This is a genomic window from Bradyrhizobium sp. WBOS07, from assembly GCF_024585165.1.
Taxonomy (GTDB): Bacteria; Pseudomonadota; Alphaproteobacteria; order Rhizobiales; family Xanthobacteraceae; genus Bradyrhizobium; species Bradyrhizobium japonicum_B.
In genome coordinates this window covers 4,690,919-4,712,551 of the sequence record NZ_CP029008.1, presented here as the reverse complement: position 1 = coordinate 4,712,551, position 21,633 = coordinate 4,690,919, and the positions used below count along the sequence as shown (strand labels likewise).

Annotated in this window: 22 protein-coding genes and 1 tRNA gene; 9 read left to right on the top strand and 14 right to left on the bottom strand. The window is 64.8% G+C overall.

Translation table 11 applies throughout. The annotated features are described in order from the left end of the window. Positions 1–11 precede the first annotated feature (11 nt). Together DCM79_RS22440 and DCM79_RS22435 are read left to right on the top strand one after the other, a co-directional pair. The gene (locus DCM79_RS22440) at positions 12–716 is read left to right on the top strand and encodes a response regulator (RefSeq protein ID WP_257176383.1); all 705 of its coding nucleotides are present in this window, start codon (positions 12–14) and stop codon (positions 714–716) included. Then, positions 713–2,299, top strand: a complete 1,587-nt coding sequence (locus DCM79_RS22435) for an ATP-binding protein (RefSeq protein ID WP_257176382.1) — start codon at positions 713–715, stop codon at positions 2,297–2,299. The genes DCM79_RS22440 and DCM79_RS22435 overlap by 4 nt, the downstream gene beginning before the upstream one ends. Here DCM79_RS22435 and DCM79_RS22430 read toward each other — a convergent pair. Next, entirely contained in the window at positions 2,296–2,436 is a 141-nt protein-coding gene (locus DCM79_RS22430; RefSeq protein ID WP_018321489.1) for a hypothetical protein, read from the bottom strand. The two genes, DCM79_RS22435 and DCM79_RS22430, sit on opposite strands and share 4 nt — an antisense overlap. An 81-nt stretch (positions 2,437–2,517) precedes the next feature. On the opposite strand from DCM79_RS22430, the gene DCM79_RS22425 reads away from it, so the two are divergent. Next, positions 2,518–3,087 (top strand): alpha-ketoglutarate-dependent dioxygenase AlkB, encoded by a 570-nt coding sequence (locus DCM79_RS22425; protein WP_257176381.1) that lies wholly within the window; start codon positions 2,518–2,520, stop codon positions 3,085–3,087. A gap of 240 nt (positions 3,088–3,327) precedes the next feature. Continuing rightward, positions 3,328–4,257: an alpha/beta hydrolase gene (locus DCM79_RS22420; protein WP_257192557.1), complete on the top strand. Its 930-nt coding sequence runs from the start codon at positions 3,328–3,330 to the stop codon at positions 4,255–4,257. Positions 4,258–4,508: 251 nt separating this feature from the next. Here DCM79_RS22420 and DCM79_RS22415 read toward each other — a convergent pair whose 3' ends face one another. Further along, positions 4,509–6,071 carry an adenylate/guanylate cyclase domain-containing protein gene (locus DCM79_RS22415; RefSeq protein ID WP_257176379.1) on the bottom strand — a complete coding sequence of 521 codons (1,563 nt, stop codon included), beginning with the start codon at positions 6,069–6,071 and terminating at the stop codon, positions 4,509–4,511. Between the two features lie 189 nt (positions 6,072–6,260). On the opposite strand from DCM79_RS22415, the gene DCM79_RS22410 reads away from it, so the two are divergent. Continuing rightward, on the top strand, positions 6,261–7,352 hold the full coding sequence (locus tag DCM79_RS22410) for an enolase C-terminal domain-like protein (protein ID WP_257176378.1): 1,092 nt from the start codon (positions 6,261–6,263) through the stop codon (positions 7,350–7,352). A gap of 85 nt (positions 7,353–7,437) precedes the next feature. Here the strand turns inward: DCM79_RS22410 and DCM79_RS22405 are convergent, their stop codons facing one another. The 4 genes from DCM79_RS22405 to DCM79_RS22390 form a co-directional block, all read right to left on the bottom strand. Further along, a complete protein-coding gene (locus DCM79_RS22405; RefSeq protein ID WP_306556714.1) occupies positions 7,438–8,643 on the bottom strand; it encodes an efflux RND transporter periplasmic adaptor subunit in 1,206 nt (401 codons plus the stop codon). Further along, entirely contained in the window at positions 8,640–11,003 is a 2,364-nt protein-coding gene (locus tag DCM79_RS22400; protein ID WP_257176377.1) for an ABC transporter permease, read from the bottom strand. Before DCM79_RS22400 ends, DCM79_RS22405 begins: the two co-directional genes overlap by 4 nt. Beyond that, positions 11,000–11,737 (bottom strand): ABC transporter ATP-binding protein, encoded by a 738-nt coding sequence (locus tag DCM79_RS22395; RefSeq protein WP_257176376.1) that lies wholly within the window; start codon positions 11,735–11,737, stop codon positions 11,000–11,002. Before DCM79_RS22395 ends, DCM79_RS22400 begins: the two co-directional genes overlap by 4 nt. 266 nt (positions 11,738–12,003) lie before the next feature. Next, the gene (locus DCM79_RS22390) at positions 12,004–12,477 is read right to left on the bottom strand and encodes a hypothetical protein (protein WP_257176375.1); all 474 of its coding nucleotides are present in this window, start codon (positions 12,475–12,477) and stop codon (positions 12,004–12,006) included. A 534-nt stretch (positions 12,478–13,011) separates the two neighbouring features. Here DCM79_RS22390 and DCM79_RS22385 point away from each other — a divergent pair. After that, positions 13,012–13,200: a hypothetical protein gene (locus DCM79_RS22385; RefSeq protein ID WP_257176374.1), complete on the top strand. Its 189-nt coding sequence runs from the start codon at positions 13,012–13,014 to the stop codon at positions 13,198–13,200. Positions 13,201–13,289: 89 nt separating this feature from the next. On the opposite strand, the gene DCM79_RS22380 is transcribed toward DCM79_RS22385, so the two are convergent. The 5 genes from DCM79_RS22380 to cpdR form a co-directional block, all read right to left on the bottom strand. After that, entirely contained in the window at positions 13,290–14,399 is a 1,110-nt protein-coding gene (locus DCM79_RS22380) for an ABC transporter substrate-binding protein (protein ID WP_257180820.1), read from the bottom strand. A 170-nt stretch (positions 14,400–14,569) separates the two neighbouring features. Beyond that, complete coding sequence (locus tag DCM79_RS22375) at positions 14,570–15,124, bottom strand: DUF488 family protein (protein WP_257180819.1); 555 nt, start codon at positions 15,122–15,124, stop codon at positions 14,570–14,572. Positions 15,125–15,155: 31 nt separating this feature from the next. Next, a complete protein-coding gene (locus DCM79_RS22370; protein WP_028134241.1) occupies positions 15,156–15,383 on the bottom strand; it encodes a DUF2945 domain-containing protein in 228 nt (75 codons plus the stop codon). Between the two features lie 139 nt (positions 15,384–15,522). Then, positions 15,523–15,597: transfer RNA gene (locus tag DCM79_RS22365), tRNA-Val, on the bottom strand. A 75-nt stretch (positions 15,598–15,672) separates the two neighbouring features. Further along, positions 15,673–16,032, bottom strand: coding sequence for a cell cycle two-component system response regulator CpdR (cpdR, locus tag DCM79_RS22360; RefSeq protein ID WP_007597092.1), 360 nt, complete (start codon positions 16,030–16,032; stop codon positions 15,673–15,675). A gap of 333 nt (positions 16,033–16,365) precedes the next feature. Between cpdR and DCM79_RS22355 the strand changes: the two genes are divergently transcribed. Together DCM79_RS22355 and hisN are read left to right on the top strand one after the other, a co-directional pair. Next, complete coding sequence (locus DCM79_RS22355) at positions 16,366–17,256, top strand: N-formylglutamate amidohydrolase (protein WP_257176373.1); 891 nt, start codon at positions 16,366–16,368, stop codon at positions 17,254–17,256. Positions 17,257–17,780: 524 nt separating this feature from the next. Next, a complete protein-coding gene (gene hisN, locus DCM79_RS22350; RefSeq protein WP_257176372.1) occupies positions 17,781–18,563 on the top strand; it encodes a histidinol-phosphatase in 783 nt (260 codons plus the stop codon). Positions 18,564–18,651: 88 nt separating this feature from the next. Here the strand turns inward: hisN and DCM79_RS22345 are convergent, their stop codons facing one another. After that, positions 18,652–19,542: a LysR substrate-binding domain-containing protein gene (locus DCM79_RS22345; protein WP_257176371.1), complete on the bottom strand. Its 891-nt coding sequence runs from the start codon at positions 19,540–19,542 to the stop codon at positions 18,652–18,654. 88 nt (positions 19,543–19,630) lie between these two features. Between DCM79_RS22345 and DCM79_RS22340 the strand changes: the two genes are divergently transcribed. Beyond that, positions 19,631–20,383, top strand: a complete 753-nt coding sequence (locus DCM79_RS22340; protein WP_257176370.1) for a sulfite exporter TauE/SafE family protein — start codon at positions 19,631–19,633, stop codon at positions 20,381–20,383. A gap of 2 nt (positions 20,384–20,385) precedes the next feature. Here the strand turns inward: DCM79_RS22340 and DCM79_RS22335 are convergent, their stop codons facing one another. Beyond that, positions 20,386–20,796 carry a GFA family protein gene (locus DCM79_RS22335; RefSeq protein ID WP_257176369.1) on the bottom strand — a complete coding sequence of 137 codons (411 nt, stop codon included), beginning with the start codon at positions 20,794–20,796 and terminating at the stop codon, positions 20,386–20,388. A gap of 171 nt (positions 20,797–20,967) precedes the next feature. Then, entirely contained in the window at positions 20,968–21,600 is a 633-nt protein-coding gene (locus DCM79_RS22330; protein WP_257176368.1) for a LysE family translocator, read from the bottom strand. Positions 21,601–21,633 lie beyond the last annotated feature (33 nt).

The window sequence follows — 21,633 nt, the reverse complement described above, 5'->3', positions numbered from 1 at the left end:
CGGAGAGTCTTTTGGCGCATCGCATTCTCATCGTCGACGACGAGGGCCACATCCGCGAGGTCATCCGCGTCGCCCTGAAGAAGGCCGGCATGGACGTGATCGAGGCCCGCGACGGCAAGGAGGCGCTCGGCCGGGCGGCCGCCGACAAGCCCGACCTGATCGTGCTCGACATCGGCATGCCCGAGTTCGACGGCCTCGACGTCTGCCGCGAGATCCGCAAGACGTCCGACGTGCCGATCCTGTTCCTGTCGGCACGCGACGAGGAGATCGACCGCATCCTCGGCCTCGAGATCGGCGGCGACGATTACGTGACGAAGCCGTTCAGCCCGCGCGAGCTGGTGGCGCGAGTCAACGTCATCCTGCGTCGGCTCAACCCGCGCAACGGCGAGACCAAGGCCGGCCCCGCCGCGCTGGCCCAGGGCGGCCTGCTGATCGACCCCGAGCAGCATGTCGCGACCTTCGCCGGCACGCCGCTGAGACTGACCGCGATCGAGTTCGGCATCCTGCGCGCGTTCCTGACCCGGCCGACGTCGGTCTTCAATCGCGAGCAGCTGATGCGGGCGGCTTATCAGCTCAACATCCAGGTCTCCGACCGCACCATCGACAGCCACATCCGCAACATCCGCGCCAAACTCGCGGCGCTAGCCTGCGACAACGTGATTGAGACTATCCACGGCGTCGGCTTCAAGCTCGGCCGCTGCGAGAAAGAGGCATGAAGGCGGCGCCCGACAAATGGCGGCCGTCGCTCGGCCTCGTGATCTTCACGGTGCTGGCCACCGTCGCCGTGCTGCCGCTGGTCGGCCTGTTCTTCTTCCGCCTCTACGACAATCAGCTGATCCGCCAGACCCAGGCCGAGCTGATCGCGCAAAGCCGCGTGCTGGCGACGATCTACGCGCAGGAAGTTTTGGCGCGACTGGACAGCGGGCTGACGCTCGGGGCCGAAGTGCCGCCGAACGTGCTGCCCGATCCCGGCGACCCCGTGACGCCGATCCGGCCCGCACTCGATCTCACCGCCAACGATCTGCTGCGGCGCCGACCGGATGCGCAGCCGGCATCGCGGCCCGCACAGCCCGGCTATATCGAGATCGGCGCGAGACTGACGCCGATCATCCGCGAGACCCAGAAGGTGACACTGGCGGGCTTTCGGATCCTCGATCCGCAAGGCGTCGTCATTGCCGGGCGGCAGGAGGTGGGGCAGTCGCTCGCCCATATCGAGGAGGTCGCGGACGCGCTGCACGGGCAATACCGCGCGACCTTGCGCAACCGCGTGCCGGACAAGCCGCCGCCGCCGATCTATTCCTTCAGCCGCGGCCTCGGCATGCACGTGTTCTCGGCCATGCCCGTCATCGTCAACAACCGCGTCGCGGGCGTGATCTACACGACGCGGACGCCGAGCAACATCTTCGATCATCTCTACCAGGAGCGGGCCAAGTTCGTGCTGGCCGGTCTCGCCGTCGTCCTCGGCACCATCGCGATCGGCCTCGTGTTCTCGCGCACCATTACCCTGCCGATGCGTGAGCTGATGGACCGCGCCGCGCGAATCGGCCGTGGCGACCGCGAGGCGTTCCAGCCGCTGCGGCACTACGGCACGCGCGAGTTCGCCCAGCTCTCACACAGCTTCCTCGGCATGGCCGAGCAGCTGGCGCGGCGCTCGGACTATATCGCGACATTCTCGGCCCACCTCACCCACGAGCTGAAATCGCCGCTGACCTCGATCAAGGGCGCGGCCGAGCTGTTGCAGGATTCGGTTCAAGGCAAGGCAGGCAGCCTGACGCCGGCCGAGCAGAACACGTTCATCGCCAATATCCTGTCCGATACCCAGCGGCTGGAGGCGATGGCGCAGCGGCTGCGCGAGCTCGCCCGCGCCGAGAGCCTGCCGCAGAACGAGCGCACCGAGCTCGCGCCGGTGATCGCCGATCTCAGGAGCCGGTTTCCGGAAAGCGCGATCGCGGCCAGTGGCAGCCTCGACCGCTCCATCGCCATGTCGGGCGAGAAGGCGCTGATCGTGCTGTCGCATCTCGCCGACAATGCGATGCGGCACAAGGCGAGGGAGATCCGGCTGGAGGCGGCCTTCGAGCGCACGACCCTGCGCCTGACGGTGAGCAATGACGGCGAGCCGATCTCGGCGCCGAACCGCAACAGGATTTTCGATGCGTTCTTCACCACCCGCCGCGACCAGGGCGGCACCGGGATGGGGCTTGCGATCGCCCGCGCGGTGATGGCGAGCCATGGCGGCTCGATCAGCCTCAAGCCGACCGAGAAGGGCGCGGCCTTCGAGCTCCAGTTTCCGGTCGGCTAGATCGCAAACACCCAGGCGGCGACGATGGTCCCGATGGTGACCAGGCCGGCGATGGTCCAGCCGGCGGCGTATTCCAGTTCGGGATGACCGGTCGCCCGCATGATCTCTGCCGGATCTGCGGTATGCTTGTGTGCCATGACAGCCTCTCGCACGTTACTTCCCGCGCCCTATGTAAGTCGCTTGGGGCGGCAAAAGGTTCCGTCACGGAAATGCGAGGAATGACGCAGCTCGGATTGTTCAATGAGCCGGAAGCTGGGCCTTCCGGGCTTCGCCATGTCGACAATTTTATCGAAGCCGCCCTTGAGCAGGATCTGATCGGCCGCATCGCAGCATTGCCGCTCCAGCGCTTCCAGTTCGGGGCGTTCGAGGGCAACCGCCGGGTGGCGTCCTTCGGCTACCGCTATGACTATTCGCTGCAGCGGCTGACCGAGGCGGAGCCGATCCCGGACTGGCTGCTGCCGATCGCGCGCCGGGTCGAGGCCTGGGCGGGGCTGCCCATAGCCAGCGTCCGGCAGGTGCTCTGCACCGAATACGACATCGGCGTCGGCATCGGCTGGCACCGCGACAAGCCGCAGTTCAAGGAGGTCCTCGGGCTGTCGCTGGGCTCGGCCTGCAAGTTCCGCTTCCGCCGCCGAAGCGGCGACAAATGGCAGCGCCACACGCTCGAGGCGCAGCCGCGCTCTCTTTACATGATGCAAGGCGAGGTGCGCTCGCAATGGGAGCACAGCATCCCGCCGGTCGAGGCGCGACGTTACTCCATCACGTTCCGGACCATGAACCGGGCCTGACAGGCCCTCCAAGCTAAAATTGCGAAAACAACCCCATGCACAGTAGAGCGCAAGCGTTCTGTGCCCTCGAAGGTGCCCTTCTGGCGCGGCCGCTTGCCGCACCGGCAGCCCGTTCCGCGGCCGGCCGCGGGTCTGCCGAAGGTGCCGCGAATTCGCCTCAAGGCCGGCTGACTAATGAGGCGAATTGAAAAGACGGGCCACATCAGCGGGCCGATATGGGCCCCGAAGGCCGGCATCACCATGAAGAATTACCTGACGATTTTCCTGCTCCTGACCATGACGGCGGCGTCTGCCCATGTCGTGTCGCCGGCCAGGCTGACGGGCCCCTCAGACTTCGTCCGGGTCGGCCTCACCGATTCCGACACCACCGCCGGCGGCACCGCGCGGCTGTGCGAGCAGGTCACCTTCACGCGCGGCCTGCGCTACGGCGAGAGCGAAGCCAACGTGCTCGATGTCGCCGCCAGCGCCACCAAGGCGGACACGCCGCGGCCGGTGCTGCTGTTCGTGACCGGCGACACGTTCACCGGCGACCACGCCGCGCCGGAATTGTCGCGCCAGATCCAGGACCAGGCGATGTGCTTTGCCGCGCGCAACGACATGATCGGCGTGCGCGTCAACTACCGCCTGGCGCCATTGGCGACCTGGCCGGCCGGGGCGAGCGACGTGGCGGCGGCGCTGTCCTGGGTTCACGGCAATATCGACCTGTTCAACGGCGACGCCCGCGAGATCGTTGCGGTCGGCTACGGCGCCGGCGCCTTCCATGTCGCCACCCTGCTGGCGCATCCCGAGTTTCAGACCGACCGCGCCGATGTCGCCGCCGTTGTCCTGGTGTCCGGCATCTACCGCGCGGGCAAGGACGCGAGCGACAGCGAGAAGGCCTATCTCGGCAGCGATTCCGGCCAGTACAACAAGCGCTCGGTTTTCCCGGGCATTCTCAACGTCGATGTGCCGATCGTGCTGGCCTGGGCCGCCGACGATTCCGCTGGCACCGTGGCACAGGGCGAAACCCTGAAGAAGACGCTCTGCGGCGCCGGCCATTGCCCGCGCAGCGCGCTGCTGCGCAGCCGCGACGGCATCGCGAGCGCCTTCGGTCTCGACGGCTCCGGCGACAGCCTCGCCGAGCCGACGCTGCTGCTGGTGAAGCAGCTGGAGGCACGGGGGCTGCCGTAGGCCTCTTGGCGACGTGATCGAGACGGCGTCCACGGAAGGGGCGGCGATGTGAGGTGGCCTAGCGCGCGCGGTGACGAACCTCTTACCCTCCCCTGGAGGGGGAGGGTCGGCACGCGATCGAGCGAAGCGAGATTGCGTGACGGGGTGGGGTGATGTCTCCACGCAGACACTGCCCGTGTTGAGAGATCACCCCACCCCGCTCGCGCTGCGCGCGATCGACCCTCCCCCTCCAGGGGAGGGTAACAAGAATCTCACGCCGGCTTCAGCGAGGCCAGCGCGTTCTCCAGCAGAGAGCGGACCCGGGCAGCATCGCCTGACTTCACCACCGCGGGATCGAGATAGAGCTCGAGCCCCGGCGCGCGCTCGGTGATGATGCCGCTTCGCTCCGCCGCCCCGTCATCGAGCGCATCGACCGAATAGGGAATGACCTCGCGGCTGATCCCCTTCATCGTGATCGCCGGCAAAGCGTGGGCGCGGACGATGTCGCTGACCAGCGCGAAGGTCTCGTAGCTCAGCACGATGCCGCCGGGCTCGGCGATCGACTGCAGGCGGGCGGCGAGGTTCGCCTCGGCGCCGATGATGGTGTAGTCCATGCGGTCGGCGCTGCCGAAATTGCCGACATTGCAATAGCCCGAGTTGATGCCCATGCGCGAGCGGAACGGCTGCTCGATGCCGGACGCCCGCCATTTCGCATTGAGCTCGGCCAGGCGCTGCTGCATGCGCCAGGCCATCTGCAGGCAGGCCTGCGCATCGGCGCGATCGCCCCTGGTCTCGGGATCGCCGAAGAAGATCAGCATGGCGTCGCCGATGAACTTGTCGATGGTGCCGCCATGATCGTGGGCGATCGTCGACATCTCGGTGAAGTATTCGTTGAGGAGCTGGGTCAGCTGCTCCGGCTGCAGCCGCTCCGCGGTGGCCGTGAAATTCTGTATGTCGGAGAAGAAAATGGTGAGCTTCTTGCGCTCGGTGTGGATGGTGACGTCCTTCTGACCGGAGAAGATGCTCTTGTAGACCTGCGGCGGGATGTAGCGGGAGATCTTCATCGAGAGCGAGGCCAGGAAGTCGTTGGCGGATTCGAGCTCCTTGTTCATGCCCTTGATGCGGCGCGCCTGACGGCGCTGCAGCGACAGGAACGCGAGGCCGCTACCGGCTGCGATCACGAAGTAGGCCAGCAGGAACTTGAACGAGAAGATGTTCGCGGCGATCGGCTGCGCGATGATCACCTCCTGGATGCCTCTGACGTCGCCGACCTTCCAGTCCTTCTTCGGGCTCTCGGGGTGGCTGTTGTGGCAGCTCACGCAGGCCGGGCCCATCGTGACCGGCGCGACCAGGCGGACCTTGTCGTTGAACAGCGATGTCTCGGAGTCCACAATCTTCTGCTCGGGGTCCTTTCGAAGCGCCTCCAGCGCGTCCTTCTCGAACTTGTCGAGCTGGTGCGCCGCGCGGTTCTGGAACGGGAAGTCCGAGACGAACCGGTAGGTGATGTTCTCCTGCTGCGCGCCGATCACCCGTCCGAGCTCCAGCGACAGCGTCGCCGGGATCGGGATCGCGCCGGGGACGGATTCGTAATTGTGCACGACCTTCGTGGTCCCGTCGGGGTTGGCCAGCACGCGCCCGACCACGTTGGAGGCGTAATAGCCGCGCACGCTCGTGATCACCGAATTGAGATCGATCGCCTGCCGGCGCAACGCCGTCTTGCTGAGCTCGGTCAGGTCCAGCCACACTGCGAGCGGCAGAGCGAGCAGGAGGAAGGCGATCACGGCCCCGGTGAGGATGCCGTTCTTGCGCTGCTCTTCGGAGATCTCTCGTTTCACGCAGTGGCTCCGTTCTGTGCGATTTGCCGCAAATTGCCAGAATCCGTGGCAGGGAATGCGGCGGCACAGAGCCCATAATTGCAGGCCGGCGCAACCCCATTTTATGATGTCGCAGCAAATCGCTTTTCGTTTGATCACGGATGCTTAAGATCGGCATCGATCTGCAATCCGCCCGGCCGGGAGAAGCCCATGACCGAAACCATCCGCATCAAGCGCTTCCAGGCGCGCCCCGTGATCGTGCCGATGAACCTGCCGCTCCAGACCGCGACCGGCGCGGTCGCCAGGGCGCCGCTGGTGCTGATCGACTGCGAGACCGATCAGGGCGCGGTGGGCCATGCCTATCTGTTCTCGCTCACGCCCTCGGCCCTGAAGCCGCTGGCGGCGATGGTCACGGAGATGTCAGATCTCCTCGCCGGAGACGAGCTGCTGCCGATCGAAATCGAACGCAAGCTGGCGCAGCGCTTCACGCTGCTGGGCCTCGCCGGCTTGCAACGACTGGCCCAGTCCGGCATCGACATGGCGGTCTGGGACGCGCTCGCGCGCACACGCGGCCTGCCGCTGGCGCGCCTGCTCGGCGGCGCGCCGAAGCCGGTCAAGGCCTACAATTCGAAGGGGCTCGGCATCATGCCGGCAGGCGCCGCCGTCGAGGAGGCCCACAAGCTGCTGGCCGAAGGCTTCCAGGCTGCTAAGATCCGCGTCGGCCGTCCCGATGCGCGGGAGGATCTTGCCGTCGTTCGCGCGGTCCGCAAGGCGGTCGGCGACCAAGTGACGCTGATGTGCGACTACAATCAGGCGCTGACGGTGACCGAGGCCATCCGCCGCGGCGAGATGCTCGACGACGAGGGCCTCACCTGGATCGAGGAGCCGATCCGCCATGACGATTATGCCGGCTGCGCCCGCATTGCAGACGCGCTGCATACGCCGGTGCAGATCGGCGAAAATTTCGACAGCGCCTTTTCGATGCAGGCTGCACTGTCGGCGGAAGCGTGCGACTACGTGATGCCCGACGTCCAGCGCATCGGGGGCGTCACCGGCTGGCTGCGCGCCGCTGCGCTCGCGCATGCTGCCGGCATCGAGATGTCCTCGCATCTGTTCTCGGAAGTCAGCGCGCATTTGCTCTGCGTGACACCGACCGCGCACTGGCTGGAATATGTCGACTGGGCCGACGCGGTGCTTTCGACGCGGCTGCAAATCAAGGACGGCTTTGCGCTGCCGAGCGAGCAGCCCGGCAACGGGATCGCATGGGACGAGGCGGCGGTGAAGAAGTATCTGGCCGGGTAGGTCGAGGGCGGAGGCTCTCAATATCTCCGTCATTGCGAATGTCGGCGGATGAGGGCGACTGCATTCCCCGTCATTGGCGACCTCGTCAACGTGATCGGGGTGCGATACGCACGTCCGGCGCAACGCGGTCGCTGGGATAGACGATCACCTCTTCACCAGGGGCGAGGCCGGAAGCGACAGCCGCGAAGCGGCCGGAGCGGCGCAGGAGCTCGATTTGGCGCAGTTCGGCCCGCCCGCCCTTCGCAACATAGACATTCCAGCCTTCGCCGCGACGAAACAGCGCGCCGGATGGGACGATCGTGGCTTCGTCCCGCGCGAGGACGGTGATCTGAACGTCCACCCGATAGCCATCTCCCAGTCGGGCCCACTGCTTCGCGGGCGACAGGATGTCGACGAGGACATTGACCCTCTGCTCCTCGACTCCGAGCGTGGAGACCTTCGTGAAAGCTGCCGGCTCGACCCGGCGGACCCGACCCGTCAGCTTTTCCTCCCTACCCCAATGGTCGATGCTGACATCGGCTCCGGGACGGATCTCCACCGCATCGGTGCTGAGAACGTCGGCCACGATCTCGAGATCGCTGGCGTCGCCGACGTCAAGCAAGAGCGTACCCGGCTGCACGATCGTTTCGCTTTCCTGCGCGACCTTCAGCAACACGCCGGCGACGGGCGACACAACGTTCCAGCTATCCGGGTGACCGTTGCCATCGTTGCCGTAGCGGGCCAGCAATGCACGCATCTGGCTGATCTCATGCTCGGCGGCATGATTCTGAAATTCCGCCGCCCGCAGGTCCCGGTCGGCGAGACGCACCGCAAGCTCTGCACGTTCGAGCGCCTGCGTCGTCGCGGCTCCTTGCTGGACCAGTGTCCGCGCCCGGGTCAAATCGGTATTGGCTTGATCGCTCTGGGCTTTGGCCCGTTCGACGACCGCCCTGGCGCGCTCCAGATTGGCTTCGGCCACTCCCAATCTTTCCTCGACCTCCCGGCGAGTCCGCGAGTCCATCAGGGGAGCCGGGGATGGGGTGATCGTGGCGACGGCGTCGTCGACCTGAACTTGATCGCCAACCTTGAACCGGATCCGGCTCAGCCGCCCCGCAAGCGGTGCAGCGACCGCGTACCGCTCGCGGACGCGCGCCTTGCCATCCTCATCGACGGTGGCGGTGAACCTCCCCTTTGTCACAGCCGCCGTCTCGACCGGCACTGAGGCTGGAATCAGGAGCCATGCCGTAAATCCGGCGGCGGCCAAGAGTCCGGCAACAATTGCGGCATGACGGCCCGTGACGTGCATGTTCATTCCCTGGTCTTGAGAGCTGCGACCAAGTCGATTCGATCAACACGGCCTTTGACAATGCGAGCGCTGGCGGCAGCAGCAACGATGACGACGCCGACGGCAATGAGATTGGTCTGCGGGGCGATCACGGCAGGTATCTGGAAGCTCTCGTTGGAGTGAAATCTGGCGATCAGTCCGATAACGGCATGAGAGAGCGGCAGGCCGATCAGAATCCCCAGCACGATCTCGATAGCGAACTCGGCAAACAGGATGCTCGCAACCTCGCCGCGCGTAAAGCCCAGCACCCTGAGGCTGGCCAGCTCCCATGCGCGCTCCTGCAAGCTGATGCGCGCGCTGTTGTAGACGACCCCTACCGTGATGATGGTGGCGAAGGCCGCAAGGATGCCGGCGGTTACGAAAACGAGACTGGCGATCTTCTCCATGAATGAAGAGAGCGCATACGCCTTCATCGTCACTGATTCGATGGTGGGTAAGCTCTTGAACCTTTGCCCCAAGGCCATCATCGCAGTCGGCTCAACGTACAGGCTCGCCGCGGAAATCACGGCACCCTCGCCGGTAAAGCGATTCAGGGTCTCGATCTCCATGTAAGATGCCATTCCGATCGCCTCGTCGACGATGGCACTGACCGGCAGATCACGCTTGCGTCGTCGTCCTTCCATCGCCTCGACCGTGAGGACGTCGCCGGCCTTCGCGTCGAGCCGTTCGGCAAGCCGCCGTGTGAGCGTAATCCCGTCGGGACTTACCGCGATCGGACGCAGCATCGCATCATGCGGCCGCCGCAACTCATCTCCCGCGGATAGACCGATCACCGAGGTCAGATAGCTCTGCTGCCCGGCGCGTAGCCGCACCGGCACGATGCGCTGTCCTTCCACCGCCAAGACACCGGGCTCACGAGCCAGGTCCCGCATGATGGTCCGGTCCATGGGGTGCGGAAACGTCACCGTCGTGTTGCCGCGCTCCACCAGGTTGAACTGCAGGTCGATCATCTCGTTGATCGCGTCGCGCCAAAAGATTCCCAGCACCATCATTGGGACGGCAAAGGCCACCCCGGCGACCGTCAGCAGCGAACGAAGTGGACGTCCGGCGGTGTTCCTCAAAATCATCAGGAGGCGGGATCGGATCGCGTTGCTCGGCAGAAGTGCTTCGATCCACGAGCGGCGAAAGCCCAGCGGCGCGGCCGGCCGCATGGCGACCGCCGGCGCCAGCCGGACGACCTGCCGCAGCGCTGTCAGGACGCCAAGCGATGCTGCAGCCAAGCTGATCGCAATCCCGAGCGCCAACGACCACGGCGTCAGCCGAAACGGCAGGTCAGGCAAGCGAAAGAAGCTTTGGTAGCTTGCAATCATGGCTTTCCCGAAGCTCCAGCCGGCTCCGATGCCAAGCGCAGATCCAATCAGCACGATGACGAGAATGAGCTTGAGATAGTGCACGGTCAGCGCCGAGGTTGGAAAACCCAGCGCCTTCAACGCGGCAATCTGCTCGCGTTGGACCACCACGATCCTCCCCAGAGCGCTGTTGAGCAGGAACGCCGCAACCCCGAAGAAAATGAACGGAATCGTAATCGACATCACCTTCTGCTGGTTCAGCTCGTCCTCGAGGAAGCGGTTAGAAGGCTGATCTCGCCGCTGGACGGCGCCGACCGATCCGTACTGTTCAAGCAACCGGTCCAGTTCATCGATAACCGGCTTCGGATCGGTGCCCGGCGCCAGCGAAATGACGGCGTCATTGAAGGCTGCCTTCATATCGAAGGCGGCTTCCGCCGCACTGCGGTCGACCCAAAGGATCGCATAGAGCCGATCGTCGGGAATCGGCAGGCCCGGCTTGACGGCATAGACATATTCGGGCGAAAGCGCGATGCCGGAGACGTGGAAAGCTTCCACCTTCCCGTTGAGCAGGACGCGGACGTCGTCTCCGGGGTTCACTCCGTTGATTTCCGCGAACGCTTCGTTAATCGCCGCAGCTCTCGCAGAGCCCGGCTCGGGCGCCGCGCCCCGGCGCAAATGAAGCCGGGCGAGCCTTTCATCGCCCGCACGGCTGAGCGACACCATCCGCGCCGACACCGGCTGGGCTGCAGCCGGCCAATCGACGATGACCTCACGAACGATACGGGGCTCAACCGTGGCAACGCCGGCAATGGCTTCAAGTTGCGGGACGATCGACAGCGGTGCCCGCTTGAGACTCACGAAGACCTGCGGGAACCGCGCAGCCGCGTAGAAGCGCTCCACGGCCGCATTGAGCGATTCGTAAGTAGAGACCGACCCAATGAAGACGGCGACGCCGGCTGCGACCAGCAGCGCGATCGTCAGCACCTGGCCCCGCATCGCGCCGATGTCACGCAGCAGTTTTCGATCGAGCAGGCTCACCAGTGCACCTCGTCTGCCGAGAGCCGATGCGCATTGCGCTCCTCGCTGACGATCCGCCCGCCGCCGAGCCGCAGGACGCGATCCGCCATGCCCGCAATCGCAGCATTGTGCGTGATGATGATCGTTGTGGTGCCGAGGCGCTCGTTGGCTCGCGCAATCGCCGCCAGCACCACCTTGCCGGTCTCGTAGTCCAGCGCGCCCGTCGGCTCGTCGCACAGAAGCACATCCGGCGACTTGACGATGGCACGGGCAACCGCAACGCGCTGCTGTTCGCCGCCGGACAGCTGCGAGGGGAAGTGATCGGTCCGCTTTTCGAGCCCGACGAGCGCAAGCACCTCCCGCGGCTCGAGCGGCTTGTCCGCAATCTCGGTCACCAGCGCGACGTTCTCGAGCACCGTCAGGCTGGGAATGAGATTGTAGAACTGAAAGACGAAGCCCACGTGTTCACGCCGGTACCGGGTCAACTCCGCATCAGTCGCGCCGACCAGATTATGATCGCGCCAATGAGCCTCGCCCGACGTCGGGCTGTCCAGGCCCCCCAGGATATTCAGCAGGGTCGACTTGCCCGATCCGGACGGCCCCAGGAGTACGACGAACTCGCCTTCGAAGATGTCGAGGTCGACGTCGCGCAGCGCATGCACCTCGATCTCCCCCATTCGATAGGTCTTCGAAAGACCCCTGGCATGAAACACCGGGGATTTCTCGGTATCCTGTTCGAACGCTTGGGTGTCCATGGGCGTAACCCGCTCGCCGACTGAAGCTGCCTGAGCATATTCACGCGAGTTCCGGACAGCTTGATCTAGCTCAGAGTACCGGCGGCTTGCTCCCTGGCGCCAGACGAGAGGCTGCGGCCTGCCACGACCTTCTGCTGCGACGTCATTGCGCAGACCGGCCCAGCACCAACAGACAGGTTGGCGGAGTTGGACGCGCCTTCGCGTGCCCCAACATAGCTGTCGATGTCACAACACGTATTTCGGGAGAGGCCTTCGCCGATCTGCCTTCATTGGATATTGAAGAGCGCCCCCGGGCATTCGTTGGTTACGGTCGTTGCCACGAGCTGGGCGATGGGCGAGGTCGGCTTCGGGACTGCGACGATCTTCCAACGTCCCTGCTTGTTGAGCCAGAACCGCCCCGTCGTGGTCGCGATGCGACGATCGGTGTATTTCTTCGTCGAAATCAAGGGGACCTTCGACTTCGGCGCGGGAACTTCCTTCCAGCCGTCGAACGAATAGAACTCCTGGAAGAAATAGTGCCACTCGATTTTCTGGAATTCGTGGTGCGAAACGACGACCCTGACGAGTGAGCTTCCCGTAAGCCATTCCGAACCCATCGGGTCGGGTTCGACCTGCAAACATCTCGTGTGTAGCGGCTCCTGGACCTGAAGAAAACTCAATCGCTGGCTTTGCGAAAGCATCGCCGAGGTCACCGGTTGCCCCACATTGGGGTCGTCGGCGGGACCTGAGCAGATCGGCATCGTCGGCGGGCCTTGCCCGGTCCATGGGTTATTGCTGCAATAGATGTAGCGTGACCATGACGACCAGCCACCGATTGACGCCTTTTCCTCCGCTTTGCCCGTCGCGCGGTCCCAAACGCTGCTGTACTTGATCGTCTTGCTCGGGGGGCAGGCCGTGATGGCGGGGCCAGTCCACCAATGCGTGGTTCGAACTCATAGATGGATTGGCTCGGATACGGGTACTGCACGACTTTGGCACTGGTCAGCGCGTGGTGCGGCTGGCAGTCCACACCCTTGGTATCGATCCAGCAGAAGATCTTGAAGTTATCGCTTGGCCAGCAACCTGCATACGCCGAGGAGGAGCCGAGAACAGCGAGCACGAGAGTCAGCGCGGAAAGACAAGCACGCACGGTCAATCCTCCCGATTTGCATCTTCTCGTTGAGCTTGCCTGGTTTCGGCGCGACCACCTTGATTGAGATCAACGCGTTGATCCCGGCGACGCAGCAACAGCATCTGCAGGATTTCCGCGCAGCTCTCCCGAAAGAGGGTGCGTCATGTGTTTGCCGCTGCTGCAACCAGGCCTTGCCGAGCTGGGCCCGATCGAATCGATCGAATTCCTCGGCGTGGGACCGCAAGGGCAGGACGTCTATTCGGTCTGGCATCAGGGCGGCGCATCGCACTGGCAGATCATGCTGGACCGCGACGCCACGATCATCTCGGCGTTTGTGACCCCGGGACCGTGAGATTGGACCGGCGCAACACCACGTCAAGGATGACTGCATTGCCGAGCGCGACGCGTCGCGCAGAGCGACAAACGCCTGCTGCCCGGCTGCTACTTCATCAGCCTGAAGCGGCCTCCTTCCACCTTGATCAGAAACGCCGAGCGCTCGTCGTAGCCGTTGTGATCGGTTGCACTCATCGTGGACAGGCCGTTGTTCAGATATACGTCCTTGACTCGCTCAAGCTCGTCGCGAAGGGCGGTGCGAAACTCTGCCGTGCCGGGTTTCGCCCTCTTCAACGCGTTCGGGATCGCCGTCTGGAGAAGCGCCATCGAATCCCACAGATGCGCCGCGAAGATGTTCGGCTTCTGCCCGTTCGTCTTCTCGTAGGCGACCGCAAACTGATCCCGAACCTTGCGGAAAGGATCGTCCGCCGGCAGATCATCCGCGATCGTGAACGCCTCGCCGGTGAACACGGCGCCTTCGACGCTGGCGCCGCCGAGCTTGATGAATTCCTCGGTAGCCACACCGTGAGTCTGGTAGATCTTGCCGGAATAACCGCGCTCGCGCAGGGCCTGCTGCGGCAACACTGCCGGGGTGCCCGCCGAGGCGATGAAAACAGCGTCCGGATTCGTCGCCATGACCTTGAGAGCCTGACCGGTCACGCTGGTGTCGGCTCGCGCATAGACCTCGTGCGTGGTCACGGTCAGGCCGAAGGTAGGAGCGAGCCGGCTCACCTCCTTGTAGTAGCCCTCGCCATAGCCGTCGGACACGCCGATATAACCGAGCGTCTTGGCGCCCGACCTGGCGATGTGCTTGAGAATCGCGAGTACCATCAAATCGTCGTTGGGAACGACCTTGAAGGCCCATTTGCGCCGTTCGTCCATCGGTTGGACGATGGCTGTCGCTGCGGCCAGCGAGATGATCGGTGTCTTGGCTTCCCAGGCGACATCGAGCATCGGCATCGTCACGGGCGTGAGCGAGGAGCCGATCAGCGCGTCGACACCATCCTGGATGACGAGCCGGCGGGCGTTCTGAATGCCCTTGGTCGAATCCGATTCGTCGTCGAGAGGGATATAGACGATCTTCTCACCGCCGATCTCCCTGGGCAGGGCCGCCACCGTCCGCATCTGCGGCTGCCCAAGCGCCGAGCCCGGCCCGGTAGCAGAAACCACGATTCCCACCTTGATGTCGGCCTTGGCGCCGGGGACGGCGAGAACCATTGCGGTGCCGACGCACAAGGCGGCAAGGCAGCGCCTGATCATGATGTCCTCCATCGAGTTATATTTCGCAGACGCAATGTCGCGCCGGCCGCGGCGAATGTCTGTCCCTACCGCTAGGGACAAATCCGGGCTCAGGACGGAGCGCACTGGGCTGTCGGCCCACGCCGCGTTCACCCGCGGGATGCGGCCAGGGTCTCCGCCGGATAAGCCAGCCGCCCATCGGGCAGCGATCGCGCAGCCGGATTGATCTCGGCCGGTTTGACCTGCCCGGGTCCGAGAATGTGAAACACCGTCTCGCCGGCTGCGATCAGATAATCCGTGATGATCCGCCGGTGGCATCGCCACCACAACGTCTCCGCGCACATGATGGCGCAGCGCTGCACCTGCCCTAGAGCCAGCAGATGCGCCAGCCCTTCAGGAAAGGCCGCGCTCATGGCGTGGTCGGCATAATTGTGGAAGCTGCCGTTCTGCCAGAACGCATTGGTCTCGCGCGGCACCTCGCGCTTGCGGCTGCGCAGGCCGCCAAGCGAGGCAATGTGCTCATAACCGATCGAAACGGCCGCGAGCGACTGAGGGAGGGTCTCGCGATTGTACTGCGGGTTGGTGCGGGAGCGGGGCACGGTGCGAACGTCGGCCACGAACGTGACCGAGCTGTCCTGCAACAATCGGGCGAATTCCTCGATCGAACGGGCGGCATGACCGATGGTGAAGAACGGATGAGCCAGGGACGCCTCGCCGACTCTGCTCACGGCGCCGTCAGCTCTTCAACAGCCGCAAGGCGCGGCCCTTGTGCAGGGCGACGTGATCCGTCTTGTCGCTCTTGATCTCATATTGCGGATCGTCCGGGCTGGCGTGGTGGGTGTAGCCCTTGTAGTCGACGTCCCTCCTGTGCACGCGCTGGATATGGCCGCGCACACGGCCGGCCTCGGAATTCCAGCTGACGTGATCGCCGCGCTTGAAGGATTTTGTGGGGGGCTTTGGCATGACCGAACAATGCCTGGCGGTAGGGCGTGTTCCATACCGCGCAAGGCGCGCCAGTCCGTCTACGCTCTTCGAGCTACGCCGGACACGCTTCGCCATTTGTTGGGCGTGGCTGCGCCACGCGAAGCCTTTTGGCGAAGCGTGGTGGGCGCGACAGGGATCGAACCTGTGACCCCTACCATGTCAAGGTAGTGCTCTCCCGCTGAGCTACGCGCCCTAATAGTCCACTTGCGTCGGGTGGGGTCCCTATAACGGCTCAGGGGACCCGGCGCAAGGACGGAACGGGGCCTATTCAGGCCGCCAGCATCTTGTTCACTTCGCTGACCAATTCGCGCAAGTGCACGGGCTTGGACAGCACCTTGGCGTTCTTGGGAGCGTCCGAATCCGAGTTCAGGGCGACTGCGGCAAAGCCGGTGATGAACATGATCTTGATGTCAGGGTCGAGTTCCGAGGCCCGGCGGGCGAGCTCGATGCCGTCCATCTCCGGCATCACGATGTCGGTCAGCAGCATCTCGAACGGCTCTTCCCGCAGCCGCTGATAGGCGGCCATGCCGTTGTCATGGGACGAGACCTGAAAACCGGCGTTTTCCAGCGCCTTGACCAGGAAACGGCGCATGTCGTTGTCGTCTTCGGCGAGCAGGATCTTTGGCATGGCAGGAATCGTCGCATCCCCAGAGGATATCAGCAGAGGTCACTAAGCCCGACAGAGGGTAAATTTGGGGTGAAAATCTTTACCCTGGGCCGGCTGCGCTGCCGCACTCTTGTGAACCGGAAAGCGGCTCGAATCAATCGAGCCGCGCCGCCGCGTCCCCGCTTCCCTGCCCGCACGGTTAAGACGTGTTCCAATGGATCGGTACATCTTTTCACTTGGCAGAATGGTTGCGATTCCGGACAATGACGACACATAAGAGCCGCATCCATCGGCCGAATCGATGCGGTCTGGCTCCCTGCCAGATCCCGGCGCGAAGGGACGAAGCCTGAGAAGATGACCCGGTTTGACGGCGAGACGTCGCCAGCCTTCGAGATCGTGGAGCCCGCGCAATGGCGCGCGCCGGTCATCTTCAACTCGCCCCATTCCGGCTCGACCTATCCGGACGAATTCCTCGCGGCGTCCAGGATCGACCTGCTGACGCTGCGCCGGTCCGAAGATTCCTTCATGGACGAGCTGATCGGCCACTTGAGCGAGCGCGGCTTTCCGACCGTCAGGGTCAACTTTCCCCGCTCCTATGTCGACGTCAATCGCGAGCCCTATGAGCTCGACCCGCGCATGTTCACCGGGCGGCTGCCGAGCTTCGCAAACACCCGCTCGATGCGGGTCGCCGGCGGCCTCGGCACCATTCCGCGCGTGGTCGGCGACGGCCAGGAGATCTACCGCGACCGCATTCTGGTCGACGACGCGCTGGGGCGGATCGAGACGCTGTACAAGCCTTACCATCGTGCGCTGCGCCGGCTGATCAACAAGGTGCACCAGATGTTCGGGACCGTGGTGCTGGTCGATTGCCACTCGATGCCCTCGGTCGGCGTGGCCCGTGACGAGCCGCGCCGGCCCGACGTCGTGATCGGCGACCGCTACGGCACGAGCTGCACGCCGCTTCTGCCCGACCGGGTCGAGGAGACCTTCACCGGCCTGGGCTATTCGATCGGCCGCAACAAGCCCTATGCCGGCGGCTTCATCACCGAGCATTACGGCAATCCCGCGAGCGGCCTGCACGCGGTGCAGCTCGAGCTCAACCGCGCCATCTACATGGACGAGCGGCGGCGCGAGCGCGGTCCACGCTTTGCGCAGGTGGCGAGCGATTTCGGCGTTCTTGCCGACGTGCTGGCGACCACGATTCCGTTCGGCGATCTCGGCCCGTTCCAGGCGGCGGCGGAATAGTCGCCGGCTTCTCTCTTCAACGACGATATCCTGAGCGCGATCGCGGTTTCGCTTCGCAAGCTTGCGCGCCCGAAACGAAAACGGCGGCGGCAAGAAAAAAGGGCCGCTCGCGAATGACGCAAGCGGCCCAAGTCTAGGGAGGAAACGCCCAAGGAGGGCAGCGGTAACGCCAAGCGCTACCGCACCGCAACAATATGCGACCGCGCCGCACAAAGTGCAAGGACTTTCGAGCCATTTCCCATGCAATACGCACATGGCTCAGTTGCTTCCAGGGAAACCCAGATTCAGTTTCTTTGATAAGGGATTTCAATGGGTTGATAGATGTTTGCATACGAACGAGGCAGCGGCGGAACTAAGTTTTCAACGTTGTGATCGATATTTGCCCAGGAGATGACTGAGGAACGCGGCGCGCTGCTGCATCCAAAATACCAGGGTGCAAAACCAAGACAGCGCTGCCCGCGGGAGGCGAATTGAGTTAGGCAGGAGGCGAGCTTCATCCAACTTTCGCTTCGAGGACCTGGCCTGTGACGGTGATCGACTTCTCCGCCTTCATCGGACGGCTCGCCACCGCCTCCGGCGAAACCATCCTGCCGTTCTTCCGCACCTCGCTGTCGATCGACGACAAGAGCAACACCAAGGATTTCGATCCGGTCACCGAAGCCGACCGCGCCGCGGAGGCGGTGATGCGCCGGCTGATCAAGGCCAACTTCCCCCAGCACGGCATCGTCGGCGAGGAATTCGGCAGCGAGCGCGAGGACGCCGACTATGTCTGGGTGCTCGATCCCATCGACGGCACCAAATCCTTCATCGGCGGCTTTCCGATCTGGGGGACGCTGATCGCGCTGCTGCACAAGGGCGCGCCGGTGTTCGGCATGATGCATCAGCCCTTCATCGGCGAGCGCTTCTCCGGCGACAACGGCTCGGCCAATTACAAGGGACCCTCCGGCGAGCGCCGGCTCCAGGTCCGCCGCTGCGCCTCGCTCGCGGAAGCGACGTCCTACACCACGAGCCCCCTGCTGATGAACGAGAGCGATCGCGCCATCTTCGGCCGCATCGAAAAGGGCGCGCGGCTGTCGCGCTATGGCGGCGACTGCTATTCCTATTGCATGCTGGCCGCAGGTCACGTCGACCTCGTGGTCGAGACCGAGCTGAAGCCGTACGATATCGCGGCGCTGATCCCGATCGTGACCGGCGCCGGTGGCGTCGTCACCACCTGGGAAGGCGGGCCGGCCCAAGGCGGCGGCCGGATCATCGCGGCCGGCGACGCCAGGGTGCACGAAGAAGCGCTGAACCTTCTCAACCAGTAACAAACGCGAGCGGAAGCTTGGATCACCGACGCGGGAGCGGACGGCGCGGTAGGTGGTTCTCATCCTCCCCTGGAGGATAAGCGGCACCTCACACCGCCTCTGCCCTCAAATGCTCCACCAGCATCTTCGCCGGCCGGGGCAGCGCCTTGAAGCTGCGCGCGCAGATCACCAGGCGGCGGTTGGCGAAGGCATCGCGGAGCCGAACGACTGCGAGCGGCATCAGCTTGGCGCAGCGACGGGCGGCGGCCTCGGGCACGAGGGCGACCCCGACCTCGGCCGCCACCATCTGGCAGATCGCGTCGAAATCGCGCAGCCGCGCGCGGAAATGCGGGCGCATGCCGAGCCGGGCCGCATGCTTCGAAATGTGCATCTGCAACGCGGTGGCGCTGGTCAGCCCGACGAAGTCGCAAGCCCCCGCCTCCTGAAAATCGATCTGGCGCCGGCCGGCGAACGGGCCGCGGCGCGCAGTCACCAGCGTCAAGCGGTCTTCGCTGAACACGAAGCGCTCGATATGATCGGGCAGCGCGTGCTCGGCGGCAAAGCCGAGATCGGCCGCGCCCGCGGTGATCGCAGCCGCGATGTCGGTGCTCTCGCGCTCCTCGATGTCGACGGCGACATCGCGATGCTCGCGCAGGAAGCCGGCCAACGCCTTGGGCAGATGCTCGGACAGGCCCGACGTGTTGGCGAGAAAGTGCACGCTGGCACGCACGCCGGAGGCAAAGCCGGCGAGATCGCCGCGCATGGCCTCGATCTGGTGGATGACGAGCCTGGCATGATCGAGCAGGCTCTCGCCGGCCGCGGTCAACTCGACGCCCCGGCGGCCGCGCTTGAGCAGCGCGACGCCGAGCGCCTCCTCGAGCCCCTTGATGCGCGCGCTGGCCGAGGCCAGGGCCAGATGCGAACGTTCCGCGCCGCGGGTGATGCTGCGCTGGTCGGCGACCGCGATGAAGAGCTGAAGGTCGACGAGGTCGAAGCGCATGGCAGGTCTCCCAGCCTTCGTTTCAAGCGAAGGCTTCCTCCGTAACCTCCAGATTGTGCGCCGGCGCGGCTTCGGTCAATGTGCCCAAATGATCGACCCGCTCCTCATCCTCATCGCCGCCGTCTTCCTGATCGCCGGATTCGTCAAGGGCGTGATCGGTCTCGGCCTGCCGACGGTGTCCATGGGCCTGCTTGCGGTGAGCATGACACCGAGCCGCGCCATCGCCATCGTGATCGTACCCGCCATCGTCACCAACATCTGGCAGACCTTCGTCGGCCCGTATTTGCGCGACATCCTACGGCGGCTGTGGCCGCTGATGCTCGGCACCGTGATCGGCTGCTGGATCAATGCCGGCGCGCTGACCGGCCCGCATGCGCGCTACGGCACGATCGTGCTCGGCGTCCTGCTCGTCGTGTATGCGGTGATCGGGCTGAACAAATTCAAGTTCCACGTCGCGCCCAGAAACGAGAAATGGGTCGGCGGCGTGGTCGGTGTCGTCACCGGCGTGATCTCGGCCTCGACCGGGGTCCAGGTGATCCCCTCGATGCCGTTCATGCAGGCGATCGGCATGGAAAAGGACGAGTTGGTGCAGGCGCTCGGCGTGTTCTTCACGACGGCGACGCTCGCGCTCGCCTTCAACCTCACCGCCGTTGGGCTGTTGACGCCGAGCAATGCCGTGCCGGGCGCCGTGGGCCTCGCCATGGCCTTTGCCGGCATGTTCGTCGGCCAGTCGGTACGGACGCGGATGCCGGCCGAGGCGTTCCGTCGCTGGTTCCTGATCGCGATGATTTTGCTCGGCTTTTATCTGGCCGGCAGCGCGCTGGCCAACGAGCTCGCCTGAACCTACGATTTCGGCTCGTAGCCGGGCACCCATTTCTCGTGCTGAGGCAGATCGTCCGTGATCGTCCACCATGGCGCGCGCGAGGAGGTGAAGACGTGCAGGCGAGGCCGGACTTCCGGGTCGTCGTCGAGCAGGCCGGCGGGAACGCTGATGGTCGGAAGATAGCTCGCCTTGCCCGGCGTCGGGCAACCGCAGGTCTTGCAGCGATGGCGGAAACTGCCCGGCGAGGATTCGTAAGCCACGGTCGCGTCCTCACCCGCGACGAAACGAAACTTGTCGGCATCGACATGGGCGTAGGTCGCGAAGGCGGCGCCGGCCAGCTTGCGGCAATTGGCGCAATGGCAGTGCGTCAGCGCACGCACCTGGTCGATCTCGAAACGCACGGCACCGCACAGGCAGCTTCCACGAATCATCGAAACCTCCCGGGAAGCGGCCTCGATCGGGCCGCATCGCATCCGTTCGAACGAGAATGTGGGTGGGCAAAGCGAAGCGTGCCCACGTATCTTTTGTGACCGAGAGAGGTGGTGGGCACGGCGCAAGTGCGCCTTTGCCCACCCTACTCATCCCTCATCCATTCGAACGAGCTACCGGCTCTCCAGCATGGCGACGCGGATGCCGAGATAGATGAACAGGCCGCCGAGCGCGCGGTTGACCCAGGCGATCGCGCCCTCGGACTGGCGCAGCCGGTGGGCGGCTTTCGCCGCGAACGCCGCCAGCACCAGGCACCACAGCGTTCCCGTAAAGATGAAGATCAGTCCGAGCGTCAGGAAGGCGAGCGGCTTGTGCGGCGCATCGGCTGCGACGAATTGCGGCAGGAAGGCCAGGAAGAACAGCGCGACCTTGGGATTGAGCGCGTTGGTGAAGACGCCCTGGAGGAAGACCCGCCGCAGCGAGCTGCGCACCGGATCGTCGATCGCCGCCGCCAGCACCGGGCGCGACCAAAGCATCTGAAGCCCGGTCAGGACGAGATAGGCCGCACCGACCAGCTTCAGGATCGAGAAGGCGGTCGACGAGGCCATCAGCAGGGCCGAAAGGCCGATCGCCGCGGCCGCAACATGGACGAAACAGCCGCAACTGATGCCGAAGGCGGCGGCGGCGCCGCCCCGCCAGCCCATCTGCATGCTGCGGCCGATGACGTAGACGGAATCGGGCCCGGGCGTAACGTTGAGCAGCACCCCCGACAGGATGAACAGCCAGATCTCGTGAATGCCCAGCATGCGAAGTGTCCCTGCCGCCGTCCGGGCGGTCGC

Bases quoted from the DNA above. Each gene is read 5' to 3' on its own strand.
- DCM79_RS22435 (WP_257176382.1), top strand. From the start codon at position 713: ATGAAGGCGGCGCCCGACAAATGGCGGCCGTCGCTCGGCCTCGTGATC.
- DCM79_RS22430 (WP_018321489.1), bottom strand. From the start codon at position 2,436: ATGGCACACAAGCATACCGCAGATCCGGCAGAGATCATGCGGGCGACC.
- DCM79_RS22425 (WP_257176381.1), top strand. From the start codon at position 2,518: ATGACGCAGCTCGGATTGTTCAATGAGCCGGAAGCTGGGCCTTCCGGG.
- DCM79_RS22420 (WP_257192557.1), top strand. From the start codon at position 3,328: ATGAAGAATTACCTGACGATTTTCCTGCTCCTGACCATGACGGCGGCG.
- DCM79_RS22410 (WP_257176378.1), top strand. From the start codon at position 6,261: ATGACCGAAACCATCCGCATCAAGCGCTTCCAGGCGCGCCCCGTGATC.
- DCM79_RS22405 (WP_306556714.1), bottom strand. From the start codon at position 8,643: ATGAACATGCACGTCACGGGCCGTCATGCCGCAATTGTTGCCGGACTC.
- DCM79_RS22395 (WP_257176376.1), bottom strand. From the start codon at position 11,737: ATGGACACCCAAGCGTTCGAACAGGATACCGAGAAATCCCCGGTGTTT.
- DCM79_RS22390 (WP_257176375.1), bottom strand. From the start codon at position 12,477: ATGCCGATCTGCTCAGGTCCCGCCGACGACCCCAATGTGGGGCAACCG.
- DCM79_RS22385 (WP_257176374.1), top strand. From the start codon at position 13,012: ATGTGTTTGCCGCTGCTGCAACCAGGCCTTGCCGAGCTGGGCCCGATC.
- DCM79_RS22380 (WP_257180820.1), bottom strand. From the start codon at position 14,399: ATGGTTCTCGCCGTCCCCGGCGCCAAGGCCGACATCAAGGTGGGAATC.
- DCM79_RS22370 (WP_028134241.1), bottom strand. From the start codon at position 15,383: ATGCCAAAGCCCCCCACAAAATCCTTCAAGCGCGGCGATCACGTCAGC.
- cpdR (WP_007597092.1), bottom strand. From the start codon at position 16,032: ATGCCAAAGATCCTGCTCGCCGAAGACGACAACGACATGCGCCGTTTC.
- DCM79_RS22355 (WP_257176373.1), top strand. From the start codon at position 16,366: ATGACCCGGTTTGACGGCGAGACGTCGCCAGCCTTCGAGATCGTGGAG.
- DCM79_RS22345 (WP_257176371.1), bottom strand. From the start codon at position 19,542: ATGCGCTTCGACCTCGTCGACCTTCAGCTCTTCATCGCGGTCGCCGAC.
- DCM79_RS22340 (WP_257176370.1), top strand. From the start codon at position 19,631: ATGATCGACCCGCTCCTCATCCTCATCGCCGCCGTCTTCCTGATCGCC.
- DCM79_RS22335 (WP_257176369.1), bottom strand. From the start codon at position 20,796: ATGATTCGTGGAAGCTGCCTGTGCGGTGCCGTGCGTTTCGAGATCGAC.
- DCM79_RS22330 (WP_257176368.1), bottom strand. From the start codon at position 21,600: ATGCTGGGCATTCACGAGATCTGGCTGTTCATCCTGTCGGGGGTGCTG.